21 protein-coding genes are annotated in these 18,281 nt (G+C 41.2%); 7 read left to right on the plus strand and 14 right to left on the minus strand.

Going from position 1 to position 18,281, the window contains the following annotated elements:
• Positions 1-273: 273 nt before the first annotated feature.
• The 7 genes from rpsJ to BP74_RS03785 form a co-directional block, all read right to left on the minus strand.
• Positions 274-579: a 30S ribosomal protein S10 gene (rpsJ, locus tag BP74_RS03755; RefSeq protein WP_028787065.1), complete on the minus strand. Its 306-nt coding sequence runs from the start codon at positions 577-579 to the stop codon at positions 274-276.
• 297 nt (positions 580-876) lie between these two features.
• Complete coding sequence (locus tag BP74_RS03760) at positions 877-1,341, minus strand: BON domain-containing protein (protein ID WP_496371205.1); 465 nt, start codon at positions 1,339-1,341, stop codon at positions 877-879.
• Positions 1,342-1,488: 147 nt separating this feature from the next.
• The gene (locus BP74_RS03765) at positions 1,489-1,740 is read right to left on the minus strand and encodes a hypothetical protein (RefSeq protein ID WP_496371206.1); all 252 of its coding nucleotides are present in this window, start codon (positions 1,738-1,740) and stop codon (positions 1,489-1,491) included.
• Positions 1,741-1,864: 124 nt separating this feature from the next.
• Complete coding sequence (locus BP74_RS03770) at positions 1,865-4,060, minus strand: right-handed parallel beta-helix repeat-containing protein (RefSeq protein WP_496371208.1); 2,196 nt, start codon at positions 4,058-4,060, stop codon at positions 1,865-1,867.
• A 113-nt stretch (positions 4,061-4,173) separates the two neighbouring features.
• Positions 4,174-4,971, minus strand: a complete 798-nt coding sequence (locus tag BP74_RS03775; protein WP_496371210.1) for a DUF4382 domain-containing protein — start codon at positions 4,969-4,971, stop codon at positions 4,174-4,176.
• A gap of 292 nt (positions 4,972-5,263) precedes the next feature.
• Positions 5,264-7,411 carry an elongation factor G gene (gene fusA / locus BP74_RS03780; RefSeq protein ID WP_496371212.1) on the minus strand — a complete coding sequence of 716 codons (2,148 nt, stop codon included), beginning with the start codon at positions 7,409-7,411 and terminating at the stop codon, positions 5,264-5,266.
• A 353-nt stretch (positions 7,412-7,764) separates the two neighbouring features.
• A complete protein-coding gene (locus BP74_RS03785) occupies positions 7,765-8,592 on the minus strand; it encodes a hypothetical protein (protein ID WP_496371214.1) in 828 nt (275 codons plus the stop codon).
• Position 8,593: 1 nt separating this feature from the next.
• On the opposite strand from BP74_RS03785, the gene BP74_RS03790 reads away from it, so the two are divergent.
• On the plus strand, positions 8,594-8,734 hold the full coding sequence (locus BP74_RS03790) for a hypothetical protein (protein WP_496371216.1): 141 nt from the start codon (positions 8,594-8,596) through the stop codon (positions 8,732-8,734).
• 69 nt (positions 8,735-8,803) lie between these two features.
• Here BP74_RS03790 and rpsG read toward each other — a convergent pair whose 3' ends face one another.
• From rpsG to BP74_RS03805, 3 genes are all read right to left on the minus strand, one after another.
• Positions 8,804-9,271 (minus strand): 30S ribosomal protein S7, encoded by a 468-nt coding sequence (gene rpsG, locus BP74_RS03795; RefSeq protein WP_496371218.1) that lies wholly within the window; start codon positions 9,269-9,271, stop codon positions 8,804-8,806.
• An 87-nt stretch (positions 9,272-9,358) separates the two neighbouring features.
• Positions 9,359-9,757 (minus strand): 30S ribosomal protein S12, encoded by a 399-nt coding sequence (rpsL, locus tag BP74_RS03800; RefSeq protein ID WP_072833562.1) that lies wholly within the window; start codon positions 9,755-9,757, stop codon positions 9,359-9,361.
• A 172-nt stretch (positions 9,758-9,929) separates the two neighbouring features.
• Positions 9,930-10,994, minus strand: coding sequence for a branched-chain amino acid aminotransferase (locus BP74_RS03805; RefSeq protein ID WP_496371220.1), 1,065 nt, complete (start codon positions 10,992-10,994; stop codon positions 9,930-9,932).
• An 86-nt stretch (positions 10,995-11,080) separates the two neighbouring features.
• Between BP74_RS03805 and BP74_RS03810 the strand changes: the two genes are divergently transcribed.
• From BP74_RS03810 to BP74_RS03830, 5 genes are read left to right on the plus strand one after another with little or no spacing between them, the layout of a single operon-like run.
• Entirely contained in the window at positions 11,081-11,551 is a 471-nt protein-coding gene (locus tag BP74_RS03810; RefSeq protein ID WP_496371222.1) for a hypothetical protein, read from the plus strand.
• A gap of 9 nt (positions 11,552-11,560) precedes the next feature.
• Positions 11,561-12,154, plus strand: a complete 594-nt coding sequence (gene rdgB, locus BP74_RS03815; RefSeq protein ID WP_496371224.1) for an RdgB/HAM1 family non-canonical purine NTP pyrophosphatase — start codon at positions 11,561-11,563, stop codon at positions 12,152-12,154.
• A complete protein-coding gene (locus BP74_RS03820) occupies positions 12,151-12,720 on the plus strand; it encodes an RNA polymerase sigma factor (protein WP_496371226.1) in 570 nt (189 codons plus the stop codon). The genes rdgB and BP74_RS03820 overlap by 4 nt, the downstream gene beginning before the upstream one ends.
• 2 nt (positions 12,721-12,722) lie before the next feature.
• Positions 12,723-13,505: a hypothetical protein gene (locus BP74_RS03825; protein ID WP_496371228.1), complete on the plus strand. Its 783-nt coding sequence runs from the start codon at positions 12,723-12,725 to the stop codon at positions 13,503-13,505.
• Positions 13,506-13,514: 9 nt separating this feature from the next.
• Positions 13,515-13,949, plus strand: coding sequence for an acyl-CoA thioesterase (locus BP74_RS03830; protein WP_496371230.1), 435 nt, complete (start codon positions 13,515-13,517; stop codon positions 13,947-13,949).
• Between the two features lie 164 nt (positions 13,950-14,113).
• Here BP74_RS03830 and BP74_RS03835 read toward each other — a convergent pair whose 3' ends face one another.
• On the minus strand, positions 14,114-14,551 hold the full coding sequence (locus BP74_RS03835) for a GyrI-like domain-containing protein (protein WP_496371232.1): 438 nt from the start codon (positions 14,549-14,551) through the stop codon (positions 14,114-14,116).
• Between the two features lie 955 nt (positions 14,552-15,506).
• Positions 15,507-16,031 carry a hypothetical protein gene (locus tag BP74_RS03840; RefSeq protein ID WP_496371234.1) on the minus strand — a complete coding sequence of 175 codons (525 nt, stop codon included), beginning with the start codon at positions 16,029-16,031 and terminating at the stop codon, positions 15,507-15,509.
• Positions 16,032-16,410: 379 nt separating this feature from the next.
• On the opposite strand from BP74_RS03840, the gene BP74_RS03845 reads away from it, so the two are divergent.
• On the plus strand, positions 16,411-16,833 hold the full coding sequence (locus BP74_RS03845) for a TIGR03067 domain-containing protein (RefSeq protein ID WP_496371236.1): 423 nt from the start codon (positions 16,411-16,413) through the stop codon (positions 16,831-16,833).
• A 226-nt stretch (positions 16,834-17,059) separates the two neighbouring features.
• Here the strand turns inward: BP74_RS03845 and BP74_RS03850 are convergent, their stop codons facing one another.
• Positions 17,060-17,449 (minus strand): hypothetical protein, encoded by a 390-nt coding sequence (locus BP74_RS03850; protein WP_496371238.1) that lies wholly within the window; start codon positions 17,447-17,449, stop codon positions 17,060-17,062.
• A gap of 592 nt (positions 17,450-18,041) precedes the next feature.
• The coding region (locus BP74_RS03855) for a transposase (protein ID WP_496371240.1) at positions 18,042-18,281 on the minus strand (240 nt) is incomplete at its 5' end.

The following is an 18,281-nucleotide window of genomic DNA, read 5'->3' on the forward strand; positions in this document are numbered from 1 at the left end:
TCGATTGGGAAGCTCATCCCTGAGCTTGTCGAAGGGTCAATCCTGGTTCATCAGCCGACCTTTTCCTTTGGTTCGATGGGTATCGATTCGGAAGTACCGGTGACAAACAAACCTCGAAGGGCTTGTTTATATATAACCCCCGTACCTGTAGGTAGTGGGGAAGTTTCTTGATCAGAGCTCTTTTCTTTCCTGCTTTCTGCGGGAAGTTGAGAGATGACTATTATTTTGATAAGAACTAATTTTTTCTAAAGGACCTGTCATGCAGGTCATCCGTCATGCCTTGATCTCAACCTCAACACCAGATGGAAGATCCAGCTTGGAAAGTGCATCTACTGTTCTGGAAGAAGATGTGTAGATATCCAGCAAACGCTTATGCGTAGCTAGCTGGAACTGTTCACGGCTTTTTTTGTTCACGTGTGGTGATCGTAAAACTGTAAAGATCTTCTTGCGGGTAGGAAGAGGAATAGGACCTGTTACTACCGCACCTGTGCTGCGAACAGTCTTAACTATTTTCTCTGCTGATTTATCTACCAGGTTGTGGTCGTAAGACTGTAATTTGATTCTGATTCTTTGTGACATATGCCATACCCATTTTTGGAATGGGAGTGCAAAGGTAACGGGTTGAGTTTAAACAGACAAAAGTTTAGCAAACAAATTTTGTGAAGAAACCATTAAAGGAAAAACAAGTGAGAAATTCTACCCAAAAATAGCTGCATTTCTTAATCAAAGATTGCATAAAGCTTCATAATCAACTCTTAATAAAAGAAAAACGCCCCAAACCAGGGGCGTTTTATACTGCTTACCGCATTAACTATAGTTATTCCCTTGTATAAGATGAGGTTCCTGAATCCACACGAATCCGGTTCTCTACATTTCTTACCCCCGAAATCGCTTCCCCAGGTCTTCGGCTCTTCTTTTTTCCTCTCGTGAGGATGCTGTACCGGAAAGGATCACCTCATCTCCTTCTACTTTTACTTCTATATTGGAGGCATCCAGGTAATCATCATCACTAAGCCTGTCACATACATCTTCCCTTATCCGGTCTGCAGATCTCCTGTAATCCTTTGGCCCTTTCCCTCTATTTCCACCAGAGCGAAGCTCATCCATCCGGCGTCTTCTTTCTGCATCATCGTCACCAGACCAGGAGGAAACTTCATCCCTTGTCTTATCCCACCAGCCCCTGTCAACTCCTCCCTGGTTGGCATTACCATAATTACTGGTATCTCCGCCATAAATACTTTCCTGTCCCCTGTTTCTTTCTCCATAATTGCTGGTATTATATTTACCACCATACATATCCCTGTTCAGTGAGCTATAATTATCTCCCCGGTATCCACTCATGCCATGATAGTTTCTTTCATTGTTGCCATACCCTCCTGATACGCCATATGATTGTCCATAATTACCCGTATCCCTCCATTGACCTTGCCCACGGTTCCAGTCATCATCCTGCCTGTAATCACTTCCATAGGATGAACCATAACCCCTTTATACATTTCTCCAATCATTTCTTTGTTCGTTGTCCATGTCATTTCTTCCCCTGTTCTCCAGGTTCCTGCTACCAGTATTACGATATCTATCATAGCCCATCCGGTTTTTATCCTTCTGGCTGTAGCCCCTGTACCCTACATTTCCATAATTTCCCTTGTTATAATCGTCCTGGTCATAGTTACGATTTTGATTTTGTTCCCAATCCTGGTTGTAAGATTGAAAATCATCCTTTTGATTATTCTTTGCCATAATATAAGGATTTTAAAATGAAGAAATATAATGGGATGTACATAAAAAATTATGCCCATCTTGTTATCATTCAATGACTTGCAGATGAGTTCAGTTCAAATTCCAACTATAATTTGTGATGGGCTTATTGATCCAGTCTCTGAAGTTTCAGGCTTAAAGTGGCAAAATTTCCCAATTCCACATGTTCCAACCTAAACTGGTGCATACCCTTATCCAGATGTAAGATTGTCCTGCGGTTAGGGGATTCATCAAATACATATTTTGAAGGATCCCATTCTTTAATGATGAGCTTACCATCAATATATAATTTAACAGCATCGTCCCATGAAACTCTTACTTCATAATTGCCTGCCTCCATTGCAGCCTTACCTTCTGCAATGGTCAGGAATTTGGAATATTGCTTTTCGCCTGCCTTTATCCCGCCCCACCAGGCATAATTGAGTTTATTTACAGTGGAAGTTTTGAAAGGCATGGACTGGTTAATGATAGAAGGAACAGCATTGGGATCTTTGAAATTGAAAGAATCAATCGCATACCATTTTACGGTAAAATCTATGGGCTGAAAGAATTTTCTGAATTTGAACCGGAAAGGTTTACCTGGTGAAATAGTCCTGCCCCATGGGTCTGTAAATCTCTGACCGCTATATTCGGCTATGACCTGGATATCCGTTCGGGATTTGGTTTGAAGTTCCGCAGTAAAAGTTGCAGGCAGTACACCTTTGGTCATAGAAATATTTTTAAGCCCTTTTGTTGAAATGATCTTCCAACGACCTGCTGGCCCTAAAACAGTGAAGTTCATTTTGCCGGAAGTATCAACGGGATTGGTATTCCAGATCAAAGGATACCTGAAATCATAAGGACCCCATTCCGTGATCATTATGTTTTTTCTACCTGCCAGCTTGCCACCACCCTTAAAAGGATCTTTTGGATTGTTTATTACAGGAAGATCAGGTTGGTAATCTTCTGAAAGCTGGTACATTAATTCTTCATTGAATGCGGTATCGATGGCCGTTACTGTTGAATCAGTTTTGTATTCCACATCACATAGTGATATCCTGTTGTCAAAAATTCTCAGGCTATCCGTCCGCGTTATATCATAAACAACAGGATTCTTGTTAAAACTGTTCCCGGCAATAATGTAAGCTGCACTCCTGGTGTCCCTGTACTTTGGATAACCCCAATCAGGTGATTGATTTTTATTGGACCACAATTTCATGGCCTGCTTATCCTCATAAAATAAATTATGATGGATACGGTTATTTAAACCATGTTCTATAGCAATAGCAATCCGGTTGTACCGGAATTGGTTATTACTGATATCTGTCTCATAACTATACCCGCCCCAAATACCATGATCACATTCAAAAACCCTGTTGTGAATGATCTTATTCCTGCTAAAAGTGGCTTCTATCCCATTCGTAGGTGCGTAAGAAAAATCATTATCCAATAAAACATTATCATTACACCCCCCTTTGCCGGTATCCATTGTTGTTTGTCCGGCCCAAAGAAAAAATCCATCTCCGCCATGCGTCACAGCATTTTTATAAAACAGGTTGTTATTGCTTTGTTCATATATCAATATACCGGCGCTATCCTGTCCCCGATTGTACACCCCGTCACTATATCCCCTTACATTAAAAATGATCCTGTTGTAACAAATCTTATTATTGGAGCAACGATACATACCAAGACCTATTCCCGAGTTAAAGGAAAAGTCATTATTATAGATCATACCATTATTACATTGCACCATCATTAAAGCATTTTGCCCACCGGTAACTTTGCAATTGGTTATAGCAGCATTATTACATCCCTGCAGGTACATGGCAGCACCATAACGCAACCATTCATCGTTTTCATTATGGTGGTAACTCATCCAGTCAGAAATATCCTCCTGTTCCTGGTTACTGTTTAAATGAGGCCTGTAATTATAACTCAGATCGCAATTTTCAATCTTCAGACCTTCTATATTCCTGGCCAGTAAGGCTACTTTATAACCACTTACTAAAAGATTTTTTATAGTGATGTTTTTACCAGATCTGATATATATGGCGACTCCGCAAAAATCGTCGGGGGCTTCACTTGAAAGACCTCCGCTTACCACGGCATTATTGAAATCTATAGTGATATCCGAACCTTCGATAATAATGACTGCTGTATTCAAACTGTCAGAAGCCTTAAGGGCATACTTTCCTGGTTTTATTTTTTGAGAAGTACGTAGTATCATTCCACTCTTCAAGGTCCTTTCCTGCGCCTGGGAAGCAAAGGCTCCCATTAGCATAATTAAGCCGATAAAATATTTGATCATTAGCGTTTTCATTTCAGCGTCAAGTTAATGAAATGAAATTTGCCAAACAGCTTAACAAAATAAATTCGCGGGCAAAAAAAAGCCACCCATTCAAAGGGTGGCCTTAATAGTATATAATTTATTCTTTAATGCACCAGTCTTACCGTATCAACAGTTGTTACGGCATTTGTGGTAACATTCACTCCGGTAACATTCTGGCTTTTATAGGTTGTATCACCAGGAGCAAAAGCCAGTGTATAACTTCCGGCGTTCAAACCTTTTACCATATAACTTCCATTGGAAGTATAAGTACCCGTGATAGTATCAGTTCCCTGTATAGCATATACAGCAGTGTTGATGGTATTTGGCAACACATAACCTTTAATGCTTCCGCCAATTGCAGCCAGGCTGGTACGTATAACCGGTTTTAAAATATATTTTCCATTACCGGTTTTTACGATAGACCGTGAAGCATCAAAATCCATTAATAATTTGTAGGTAATCCCCGCATTCACATCCTGGTTTATATTCAGCTTCAAACCTGATTGCTGTGCACTTGGTGTTGTCAACGGGATCTTTTGACCATCTACTGTTACATAATTATTGGGACCCAGGATCAGGCGTATCTGTTCAATTTTACCTGGATTCAACTCCGCATCGCCCAGCAGGGTATCCTTATCATTCACCAACTTCAAAATGTCGTAAGAACCTTTATTTACGCTGGTAAGACTTTCCCATCCGTTGGTAGAATCGGTGGAATAATTCACTTTGATATCCTGGACATCAATTACCACTTCATCATAATTACCCGGATCATCGGTGAGGTATACCTGTAGCCTGGATTTTCCTGCGCTTGCAGATGCTGAGTTGTCTTTAGAACACGAGTAGATAGCCACAGTCGTAATGGATACGAATGTTAAGGCAAGGATTGTTTTGAGTTTCATAGATTACTTTACGCAGAGCTTGGCAAGTTTGATGCCATTTTAACAATTCCAGGCGGGTGTTAATAAAAATGGGCTCCAAAGAGCCCAGGGTTCAATTACCAGATTGGTGTTTTTCATAAGCCCAACGGCCGGATCAAAACGGGATCCTAAAAACGGGAATCGAACAATCATAGCAAAACAAATGCAATGCCTAAAATCCCCGATCCATTGATCTTAATTAAAATTTATCAAAACAAAAAACCCCTGCGCTAAATGCCAGGGGTTTTAACTATTATGATCTTGTGATTTCTACTTATTCAGCACTCACCTTTCCCTTGCTTTTTGCTATCACTTCTTCAGCGATACCATTTGGCGCCGGCGCATAGTGAGAAAATTCCATGGTAGATGAAGCACGACCTGAAGACAGGGAACGCAATTGCGTAACATAGCCAAACATTTCGCTCAATGGAACTTTTGCTTTTATAACCTGTACGCCTGCACGTGTATCCATACCTTCCATCATACCACGACGACGGTTAAGGTCACCGGTAACATCACCCATGTACTGGTCAGGTGTCAGCACTTCCACTTTCATGATTGGCTCCAGTAATACTGGCTTAGCCTTACGTGCTGCTTCACGGAAACCTTGCTTGGCACAAAGTTCAAATGACATGGCATCAGAGTCAACCGCGTGGAAACTACCATCATACACACGGATCTTCATATTGTCAACAGGGTAAGATGCTAATACACCAGTTCCCATTGAGTTTTCAAAACCTTTTTGAATGGCAGGAACAAATTCACGTGGAATTGATCCACCAAACAGGTCGTTCACAAACTGGTAATGCTTGTCAGGATTTGCTTCTTTCCAATCAGCATCTATAGGACCTAATTCAAACATGATGTCGGCAAACTTACCACGACCACCGGACTGCTTTTTCAGGACTTCCCTGTGCTGAACTGTGGTGTTGAAAGCTTCTTTATAGGCAACCTGGGGAGCACCCTGGTTTACTTCAACTTTAAATTCACGACGCATACGATCGATGATGATCTCAAGGTGCAATTCACCCATACCACGTAAAATGGTCTGACCGGTATCTTCATCTGTATTTACACGCAGTGTAGGATCTTCTTCAACAAGCTTGGAGATAGCCATTCCCATTTTATCAACGTCAGCCTGGGTTTTTGGCTCAACTGCAATGGCGATTACAGGCTCAGGGATGAACATGTTCTCCAAAGTGATCGGGTGATTCTCATCACACAATGTATCACCGGTCTTGATCTCTTTAAAACCAACAGCGGCACCAATATCACCAGCTTCAATAAAGTCGATCGGGTTTTGCTTGTTGGCAAACATCTTCATGATACGGGAGATACGCTCTTTCTTACCACTTCTTACATTCAATACATAAGAACCGGCATCAAGATGACCAGAGTATACGCGGAAGAAGGCCAGGCGACCAACGAATGGGTCAGTCATGATCTTGAAAGCCAAGGCAGCAAATGGTTCTTTTGCATCCGGCTTACGTGCTTCTGTTTCACCGGTATCAGGATTCACTCCATTTACGGCTTCAATATCCATTGGAGAAGGCAGGTAACGACAAACAGCATCCAATGCAGTCTGCACACCTTTATTCTTGAATGAAGATCCGCACATCATTGGTACGATGCTCAGATCAATTGTTGCTTTACGTATAGCTTCATGCAGTTCATCTTCAGTGATCGTGTTAGGATCATCAAAGAATTTCTCCATTAATTTATCATCATATTCTGCAATTGACTCGATCAAATTCTGTCTCCACAATTCAACGTCTTCCTTCATGTCTTCCGGAACTGGAATTTCGTCGAAGGTCATACCTTCTGTTTCCATATGCCAAACAACACCTTTATTGGTGATCAGGTCAACAACACCTTTGAAATCATCTTCAGCACCAATTGGCAATTGCAGTGGCACTGCTTTAGCACCCAGCATTTCTTTTACCTGGTTTACCACCATTAAAAAGTCTGCACCGGAGCGGTCCATTTTATTTACAAAACCGATACGTGGTACACGGTAACGGTTGGCCTGGCGCCAAACAGTTTCAGACTGTGGTTCCACACCATCAACGGCAGAGAACAACGCGATCAAACCATCCAATACACGCATAGAACGTTCAACTTCAACGGTGAAGTCTACGTGTCCTGGAGTATCGATGATATTGAAATAATATTTTTTGGTATTGGCGTCTGCCTTTCCTTTTACAGTCGGGAAGTTCCACTGGCAGCTAACAGCAGCGGAGGTAATAGTGATACCTCTTTCTTTTTCCTGCTCCATCCAGTCAGTAGTGGCGGCACCATCGTGTACTTCACCAATTTTATGGATCATACCGGTGTAGCGCAAAATACGCTCAGTAGTGGTAGTCTTACCCGCATCAATGTGAGCGGCGATACCAAAGTTGCGTTGAAATCTCAAATCTGCCATGATTATAAAAATTGAATATTGTCAAATAATTTTTCCGCTAATAATTATTACCGGAATTTCAAGATACCTGGGTACACATTGCATTCTTCACATCCATTTCTATCGTTCCTGTTTACCCGCTACCCATCAACGTTTCAGCCATTTCATGCACACAGATTACGCCAAACTGAAAATTGAGTGTGCAAAGGTAGGGAAATACATCGCATTTCATGCAATCTGAGAAACAATGTTTGTTAAATGAATGCATTCAAATGTTGAATAATCGCCCATAAATCAACTGCTTTCCTTATGCATAATTTTTGCAATTCATATAATCATTCGTAATTTCAAAACATAAATTTTATTAACTCTCATTAAATCCTATCAACAATGGCAAAATCAACCAAGAAGGCCGCACCTAAAAAATCGGCGAGCAAGAGCGCTGGCGGCAGATCTTCTTCAAAAGGAGCTTCCAAAAAAGGAGCATCTAAATCAGCCAGCCGCAGCAGCTCATCCTCAAGAGGTGGCTCATCTTCTGGTCGTAGAACAGCATCTAAAACAGCCTCCAAATCCTCAAGGTCCTCTGCTTCAAGGGGCGGAGCATCTAAAAAAGCAGCATCCAAAAAAGTAGCAAGTAAAAAAGCAGCTCCTAAAAAATCAGCAGCAAAAAAAGCGGCTCCTAAAAAGGCAGCTCCTAAAAAATCTGCTTCCAGGTCTTCTGCAAGCCGTGGCGGAGCCAGCAGGTCAGCAGCAAAAAGCTCATCCAGCCGTAGTGCAGCTTCTAAAAAATCTGCATCATCACGTGGAGGTTCATCATCAGGAAGAAGTAGTTCATCCAGCCGTGGCGGGTCTTCAAGCCGTGGAGGTTCAAAAACTGCTTCTAAAAGTTCAACCGGCCGTAGTGCATCACGCAGCACAGGTTCTTCAAGCCGTGGTGGTTCTTCAGCCAGCAGGGGTAGCTCCACTTCCAGCAGAAGCACTGCAGCATCTAAAGGTGGTTCATCAGCCAGTCGTTCTTCAGCCAGCCGCGGAGGATCTTCTGCAAGCAAAGGGAGCTCATCAGCCAGCAGAAGCAGTTCTTCTTCAAGAGGTATGACTTCCGCAAGCAAAAGCTCAAGAACCAAAGCTGCAGGCAAAACCGGGTCATCTTCAAGTGGCAGCCGCAGCAGAAGCCGCAGCACAGCCAACAATACCAACAGCACAATGACCCCGGGTTCTGGTCAATACCAGGGTTCTGATATCAGCACAGGAACACAGACACCTGAAGCTGTTACTACGCCTACAGATATTTTCGATAGTGGCATTGCCGGTGGTTCATCAATGGAAAACAGTGATAATGTTTAATTAAACAGATACCAAATAAAAAACCATCACTTTGCAGGTGATGGTTTTTTTATACTTAACGAGGTAAAATTATACTTTAAAGTGGGCAAAGGCTTTGTTAGCTTCAGCCATACGATGGGTATCTTCTTTCTTTTTGAAAGCAGCACCTTCACCTTTTGCAGCAGCTACGATCTCATTGGCCAATTTATCAGCCATGCTACGGCCATTTCTTTCACGACTGTAACGGATCAGCCATTTCATGCTTAAAGAAATTTTCCTGTCGGCACGAACTTCTGAAGGTATCTGGAAGGTGGCACCACCAATACGACGGCTGCGCACTTCAACTGCAGGTGTAACGTTTGATAAAGCTCTTTTCCATATCTCGTAGCCATCCTCTCCTGTTTGCTTGGCTACTTTATCAACGGCATCGTAGAAAATATCATAAGCAACGCTTTTTTTGCCCTGCCACATAATATTGTTAACAAAACGGGTAACCAGTTTATCGTTAAAACGAGGATCTGGTGCTAACGGAAGTTTTTTGGCTTGTGCTTTACGCATGAAATTTTAATTTTTAAGTCACCACAGCGGCAGATTGTCTTCAAGTATTAAAACTTTACTCTGTGCTGCAGTCGTTTATACAAATAATTACTTTTTAGCTGCTGGTTTTGCACCGGCTTTCTCTTTTTTCGTACCATATTTGGAACGGCTCTGCTTACGGTCTTTTACACCGGCAGTATCCAAAGATCCACGAACAATATGGTAACGTACACCTGGTAAATCCTTTACACGACCACCACGGATCAATACGATAGAGTGTTCCTGCAAATTGTGACCTTCACCTGGAATATAAGCGATCACCTCAACTTTATTGGTCAAACGAACTTTTGCTACTTTACGCAGCGCGGAGTTAGGTTTTTTAGGAGTAGTGGTATACACACGGGTACAAACACCACGACGCTGCGGACAGCTGTCTAAAGCCCTTGACTTGCTTTTTGCACGAATGATCTCTCTTCCTTTACGAACTAATTGCTGAATAGTAGGCATTACGAACCTTTAAATTTTGGACGGCAAAGGTAAAGACCTGAGGGTGAATAACCAAAATTTGAAAATTTAAATTGTAAAAAACTTTCCTAAAAACAAATAAAGCCCCTTTACAGGGACTTTATTCCAAATTATATAGATACTATCTAAATACTGTTTAGGTGGCGGTAACTACTTAAACCTTTACCATCCAGCCATATTTATCCTCCCTTCTGCCTTCGCGTATATCTGTGAGCCATTTTTTAATGGTTGGTGCTGTTTTCCAGTGGTCAGTATCTAAATTCATCACAAAGTCCTTGTATCTCAACTCTTTAATATAAGTAATGGTAGCCGCAGTACCTGTACCAAACACTTCATATAAGATACCCGCTTTATAGGCTTCTATGATCTCATCAATGCTTAAATCTCTTTCTTCGATAGTAAATCCTGCTTCTTTCAGCAAGGTGAGGGCACTGTCTCTTGTCACGCCTGCCAGGATGGTTCCTGAGCCAAGGTCTGGTGTAATGGCCTTATTGCCAATGATAAAGATCACGTTCATAGTGCCTATCTCCTGCACATACTTATGTTCGAAAGCATCTGTCCACAACACCTGGTCATAACCTTTTTTCTTAGCCTGGGCGGTAGCATACATGGACGATCCATAATTACCTGCTGCCTTGGCATAACCTACACCACCCGGCACTGCACGTACATATTGCTCTTCTACATAAATCCTGATTGGCGCATTATAATAAGGACCACTGGGGCTTAACAGGATAATAAATTTATAATTTTCAGAAGGACGAACACCGATCATCTCATCGGAGGAGAACATGAAGGGACGAATGTAAAGGGAATGATCCTTCATATCCGGTATCCATTTCTTATCCAGGTCTATTAACTGCTTCATTCCATCAATGAACAATTCTTCAGGAACTTCCGGCATCTGCATTCTCTCTGCCGAAACATTGAACCTGCGGTAATTATCCTGAGGTCTGAATATATATGCTTCGCCATCTTCACCTCTGTAAGCTTTAATGCCTTCAAATATTGCCTGTCCGTAGTGCAGGGCAGCAAGCGAAGGACTTAAAAGCAGGGGCTGATAGGGTTTGATCTCAATATTCTTCCATTCTCCATTTTCATAATCAGCTTCCAGCATGTGATCACTGAAATACTTTCCGAAAGGAATGTTTTCAAGGTTAAGGTCCTGAAGCTTGCTTCTTTCAACCTTTGTTGTAGCAATATCCATAGTAGCAATCATAATAAATTAATTTAGCGCAGCAAAGAAACAAAAAAAGGGTACATTAAAACCTGATTAAAGTTAACATGAGTCTGAATCATATAAAATTGAACACAAGTTTATTAACAGATCTGTATCATGATGTTCTTATTCAACCTGATAGTACAACCACTGTGCCTGACTACCAGGGAATAAAATATTTGGGGAAAAACGCCAAGCACATTGCCTTGTTAATAGACAATCCTTCCCTGCCCTACCTTGCAGATAACGAGCTCAATTTCCTGACCAATATTCTTTCTGCCTGCCGGCTTAGCCTGGCCGATGTTGCTATAGTAAATATCCATGCGATTCCCGAAAACAGGATCGAAGAAAGCCTGCAAACGCTTGAGCCTAAAATTGTTATTCTCTTTGGAATGAGCCCATTATCCATTGACCTTCCCATTAATTTCCCCCAGTTCCAAATACAGGGCTTCAATGGTAAAACCTATTTATTTAGTCCTACATTGCAGGAACTGGAAGCTGATAAAGCTTTGAAACTAAAGTTGTGGAACAGCCTGAAAACCCTGTTTGGAATCTAACCCTAAAGAATGAGATTAATTTTCGCTACCAACAATAGCCATAAAACTGAAGAGATCCGGGCATTACTTCCCAGTCATTTTACTGTAATTACACTAAAAGAGGCAGGCATTGTGGGCGATATACCAGAGCCCCATGATACACTCCAGGATAACGCCGCTGAAAAAGCCAGGACAGTATATGCCCTTACGCATAACAATTGTTTTAGTGATGATACCGGTCTTGAAGTAAATGCCCTTAATAATGAGCCGGGTGTACACAGTGCCCGCTACGCAGGAGAAGGCAGGTCCTTTGAAAAGAATATTGATAAGCTGCTTCAAAAGATGGAATCAGTTCAGGACCGTTCGGCAAGATTCAGGGCAGTTATTTGCCTGATACTCCAGGGTGAGGAACATTATTTTGAGGGAATTTGTGAAGGCACAATCCTCACTGAAAGAAAAGGCACAGAAGGATTTGGCTATGACCCTGTATTTATGCCCGCTGGTTCAGATAAGAGCTTTGCAGATATGAGCATGGAGGAAAAAAATACCTACAGCCACAGGGGCAAGGCTGTAGCTGCATTGGTAGCATTTTTGAAACAGTTAAGCATAAAAGATAATAATTGAGCGACACAAGCAACCATACCATCAGTGATAGCGACTTAATTGAGGGATGCATGCGCGGTGAAAGAAAGATGCAACAAGAGTTGTACCAGCGCTTTGCTTCCAAAATGTATGGCGTTTGCTTACGGTATGCCGGAAGTGCAGAAGAAGCTGAGGATGTTTTACAGGAAGGCTTTATCAAGGTATTTAATAAAATAGGCAGTTTCCGCGGGGATGGTTCTTTTGAAGGCTGGATACGCAGGATCTTTGTCAATACGGCGATTGAGCACTACAGGAAGAAGATTTACCTGCAACCTATAACTGAATATGAAGAAGATACAGTGGAAGGAAAATACCTCTCTGTATTGGATAAGCTTGAGGAAAAGGATATTATCCAGTTGGTTCAGCAGTTATCTCCCGGTTATCGTACTGTTTTCAATATGTATGTGATAGAAGGTTATTCGCATAAACAAATAGCAGAAGCATTAGGAATAAGCGAGGGCACAAGCAAATCTCAATTATCCAGGGCCAAACAGATTTTGCAGGATATGGTGAAGCAATTTATAGAAAGAAGAAAAAGAGTTCAATGATCATGAGCAAAGAGCTTCAAAAGAAATTATCAGAATATGCTCCTGAACCGCCAGCCAAAACCTGGGATGCTATAGCCAAAGCTTTGGATGAAACAACTGGGCTTACCGGCTTTGCCAATTCCCTTTACCAATACGAAGAGACCCCTCCTATGGACAGCTGGTCAAAGATCAGTGCAGTTTTGGATAAGGCTGCGGGGGCCAAAGTAGTACCCTTTTCCAGGAAGAGAATAATACAATATGTAGCTGCAGCCGTCATCCTATCAGCCTTTATATTAGGAGCCGGGCTGATGACAGGCAACCGGAATAGTAGTCCTGTCATCTCAGGCACAAATGCAGCCATTAAGATCCCGGCTGATACAGAAGCCAAAAAGGTTGATCCGCCAAATAATGTTGCCGTTTCAAATGAACCCTCCTCTTCTACATTGGAACATGCAGATCCAATTCTAACTAGCCATAAAGAAAACAGGTCGGTTATCAGCAGGATCAGGCCCGATACGCAATTGGGAAATGTACTTTTAGCTGCGAATTTTATTCCTAAGACAGCAGAACGCAAACAAACTGTATCCAATTACCCGGCTTCAGATAAATACATGGTTTACAGCGACAATGAAGGCAATGCAATGAAATTACCCAAAAAGTTGTTTGATTTTATTACCTGTGTAAGGGAAGATGTGCTTTGCAAAGAACAAATGTTAGAACTCCAGGAAAAACTGGCTTCCACTTCTTTAAATACTGACTTTACAGGAGTACTGGAAATTTTAAAAAACCTAAAGGAAAACCAGTAATTTTCCTCCATGGCCCGTATCCGCATCTCAGTTCCCGAAAGGTTTTCTTTTTCTACCATTATTCCCATACGGATCACCGATCTCAATTATGGCGGACATGTTGGCAACGACAGCATCTTAAGCCTTATACATGAAGCAAGGGTTCAGTTTCTTAAGCAATCCGGATTTAGCGAACTGGATTTTGCCGGCACCAGTCTCATTATGAGTGATGTGGCCATTGAATTCAGATCAGAAGTATTTTATGGAAGTTCAATAACGGTCATGGTTACTGCAGGTGAATTCACGAGGGTAGGATTTGACATCTTTTATCAAATGACCGATTCCGATAACAACAAACTGGTAGCTGTAGCCAAAACAGGCATAGTGTGTTTCGATTATTCAACCAGGAAGGTTACTGCTGTTCCGGAATTGGCGCTTACCAGGCTCCAGGGTCAAGACAAATAACTCTTTGATTCAGTTATATAATTAGTTCTGATATTTCTTTCAATAACATTTCTATACAGGACAGCTTTTCTAAGGTTGGTATTTAGTTAGCACCACATTTTACCCTATGCATTGGTTCCATGACGTATTTATGCACTCATAGTCTGTAGCATTCAAGGTCAATCTTATCTTAAACACATTAATAGTGATGTTTCTAATTTGCTTTCGTCGCTTGTCCAATGACCATAGATTTCAATATAGGGCAGTATAATTTCATATCCCTGTTTGGTTAGCTCATTTGTCATATTTCGCCCCACCTGTTTTATTAACTTATAGCTTCCGATATGCTTGTGATAAGCATATTTTCCAATGCTGATCTTCATCACCTCAAGGCCATGGTAATTATCAATTGGATTGTCTAGTTCAACACCGGCAAAAACTTTGTCAGAAGATTCATAAACCCAAATATTCTTTCCCTTATTTTTTATGTTCCTGGTTTTGATAAGGTCCCACATTTTACCGCTCAACCTAAAGGCAGTACCTGCATAATCTTTGTTTGTTGCAAATCCCCCAAAACCGTATATGTCTAATTGAAAAGGTGCGGTAATGATTTCAATTTCCATCGCCATGGTATTTAATTATAGCAAATATGTAATCTTTTGTGATGAAGAATGTATCTAAGCCTTCAGGTGTCATAATATAGTCGTAATATATCTGTAGATACATTTCACTCCGTTGTGGTGATTTTGCAAATCTCTAACACCTATATTTACTCACCCAACGGGTCTTATGGGAAGCATATTGTAAATGGAGAGTACTTAGCTTATACATATTTCTTAATCAGAACACTTTCAACGGCGTGTAAAGATTTAAACTATGTCCTAGCGGCTAACCTTGATCAAATATCGGATTCACCCTTATAGGCATATCTTTATTTGCTTATTCAGGCTGTACATTTGCCGCTTCTAAAAGGACAAACTTGAAGAACGGCAGAAATACGCTGCAGCTATGAGTAAATAATTCACTAACCTTAAATTTAAATTGTATGCCAAAAAAGACAGCTGAACCCAAAAAGAATAAGCCTACTAAAAAGAAAAGCTCAGCACAGAAGAAAGCGGATCCAAAGAAAAAAGCACGGTAAGATCAAAACGCAGAGAGCCCGGTTCAAAGGCCGGGTATCTTTCTTCATACGCGACGCAGCGGACTCGCGGTATGGTTCAAGTGTACATACCTTTCCAATGCAGCACCGTTTCTTAGTGAGTTACCTCCTGGCTACCCTTCTCCCCACGAATATAAAATTGCGCATAGAATAAAAACACGCTGCTGCACCGGCTGCCAGGTTCTACTTACCGTTAACGGTTAACAGCTTGCTGTCAGTAGCGGAATTCTGTGTTTCGTCAGTTTAAATTTATTACTAAAGTTCAATAATGTCTGTCCTTCAGCGCTTATTAATCAGCCGCTATTGCAGAAAAACTGGTGTCAGCGGTTGGAACTGAAGCTGAGTAGCGAAATTAAAAGTTGAGAATATATTCGTCGCTCAGCCATATTGCCAAACCGCCTGTTACCTGCTAGCTTTCGTCACCTGTGTGATGAAAGCCAGATACTGTCATTTGCTTTTGTCGTATAATTCCAAAGTAGTTCAGTGTCAATTTTATTTTCATAAAAAATCTGTCCTCTAATGTCTTTCCATTTATGCTTGTAATAAGTCAATACTTGCTTTATTGAGTTAAGATGTTTCTCTGTAAGAGGATTTTTGTCTTGAGAAAACTTGTCGTTCACAAAATATGTTGGAAAATACTCAAAATAGTTGTCTGTCAAGCCAGCTTGTTTAAGCCAAATGTTTTTGAAGTATTCTTTGTCGCCAAAAGAATATGCCCAATCACTTCTTTGCTTAATTAAGTCGCTACTTGTCCTGTAGGAAAGGGAACTGTCACCTTTGAAGTGAATTGTAAAAGAGTATTCTGGCAAAAATTTATAAGGTCCTTTGGGGGTTGAACTATTCCAGTTGTCAATAAAGTCAGCAATTTGGTCATTTGTCAAGGGTAATGAAACCGTGTCAAACTGTTTGCGAATTTCCACATAATCAACATTGTCTTTGTCCACCTTTTGTTTGTCATTAAAAGGACTAACGCAAGATGTTAAGAAAAGTGATATGATAATTATGAACGGTCTCATAAGCTTACAGGCAACGTTCGAGTATTTGGGAAAGCAGGGAATGCATTGATTATCCAGCTTGGCACAAATGCCCATTTATAAATATGTTGTTGAAGTTACAAATCAAATCAGAACAATTAATGTCCAGCCCGAGCCGCTGCTAATGCTTGCACATAGCTTATGTAAAAATGTCTAGCCCAGCTTTTGCAAATACTTTTGTTGTGTGCTGTTGTCTACTGTGTGTAGTGCTGCCTCCATTGTGTCCTGTGGGTTGCTCGTACCTTACCAGTTTGGATTTTACCTTAATCTCATTATTTTACATGACATCATGAAGACCAGCCTCATTATATCGGTTCTTGTTTGCGCTTTGTCATGTGGCGTCGCTGGAGATGCGGCAAAACCTACCGACCAAGCAAACCTGCAAGGCGTCTGGTTGGCGCAGACAGAAAGCCAAAACGGCATCAAAAAGAATGTGTCTTACCTGTATGCCTTCAAAGGAGATAAACTTACCTTCACAGACGAGACTGGAAAGGAGGTGAAATATTCATTCAAGTTGGACACGACCGGCAACCTCAAGTTGATTATTATTCAGCCAGTCGAAACGCTTACCAATTCAGCGCCTGTCAGTGTTGCTTATGAGTTGGACGGAGATTCACTGAAGATAGTCGTCGCACCGCCTGGTTTGCGCCCCACCGAAATATCAGACAAAAACAATCAGGAGTTGATTATCTGCAAGCGAAAGGGTTCATGAAAACGCTTAACCGTAATTCTTGTAAAAAGGTCATCCCTATTCATATCCTAGATTATTGAACCAGTTTTGTGTCGTTTCGCATAGCACACAACGGAACGGAGCTTGCCGATGTATCGGCATTAGCATTCCGTCAGCTTAAATTTATTACAATAGTTCAATAAGGTTATTTTGTTTAGCATTTGTTCTTCAGCCGGTATATTGGCAACTCATGTTATAGGCAGTACTGTCACGATTTCCACCCCCGCAAAATCAAACCTGAGACAATAACAGCCGCAGCATAAAATAGACTGTAGGTTCTCGCTATAGAACCGCCAATAAGTGAAAATGTTACAAATACTCCAATGACTGCAAAAAATACCAGTAACCACTTCAATAATACAGGAGAAAGCTTTCTCGTTAATGATGAATGCGCCAACCAAACTACCATAAACGTTGGTATCGAAAATGCTATTCCGAATGGGATAAACAAGAAAATGACAGCAATATTCGCTGAGTTCTTAAAGTGGCTAGCGTCGTACAATGCACTTCCAAGTCCAAGTAAAACTGGACCAACAATCATTGTGGTCAGCAGCCAAAGCCTGAATGGATAAACTCTATTATTCGGAACGATTGCCATTGTATTGCCTATAACACGCTAATTTACACTACTAACCTCACGAACACAATCACACTAAAAAATATTCTTACAGTCACAGGATCAATAACATGCCATTGCGTTTTTTATGTTTTCAGATTAGCATAAGCCCATCATTAATGTCAATCCAGAAATATTAAAAACGCAATGCTTTTGATTTTAAATCTATTGTAATCCAGGCCAGTTACATAAGTTTACTCAGGATCGCTAACCTCCCATTTTTAAGACCTTTATGCTGAATCCTGCTTTAGCATGCCACCATTCCCTTCAGAAATATGCATTGGGCTTACGCTTACTATAATAACCTCTAACTCAAAGTAAACTTCAACCATAGTAAATGCCATTTTCAGCTATTGTAAAAGCCAACCTGGTGTAATGATATCCCATAGATGTCCCGAAGATATCCCGAGGATATCCCGACGATATCCCGACTCTTATAGAGTCGGCTTATCCTCGGGACATCTATGGCTCATGGATGGGATAATATCGGGAGATGACAGCCGGAAGCCGGGAGAGTGTTAACTTATCTGTGTAAGCTGGTTTTCTATCCAGTTTAGATAACTGTGCAAAGGGTTTATACTTCAACATCACATCTTTCCTGACCGAATATATCAATAAAGTTTACCAGCATGGTGGCCCAGTCATCCTGGGGCTGGCTCCATTTTTTGGCTATTTGCATCAGTGCCAGGTACACTACCTTTTCTACTGCCTGATCGTTGGGCAGGCTGCATTTTGTCTTTGTGTACTTTCTTATGATCCTATTGATGTTCTCAATAATATTGGTGGTGTATATTATTTTTCTGATGCACCCTGG

Source organism: Flavisolibacter ginsengiterrae DSM 18136 (genome assembly GCF_059568575.1).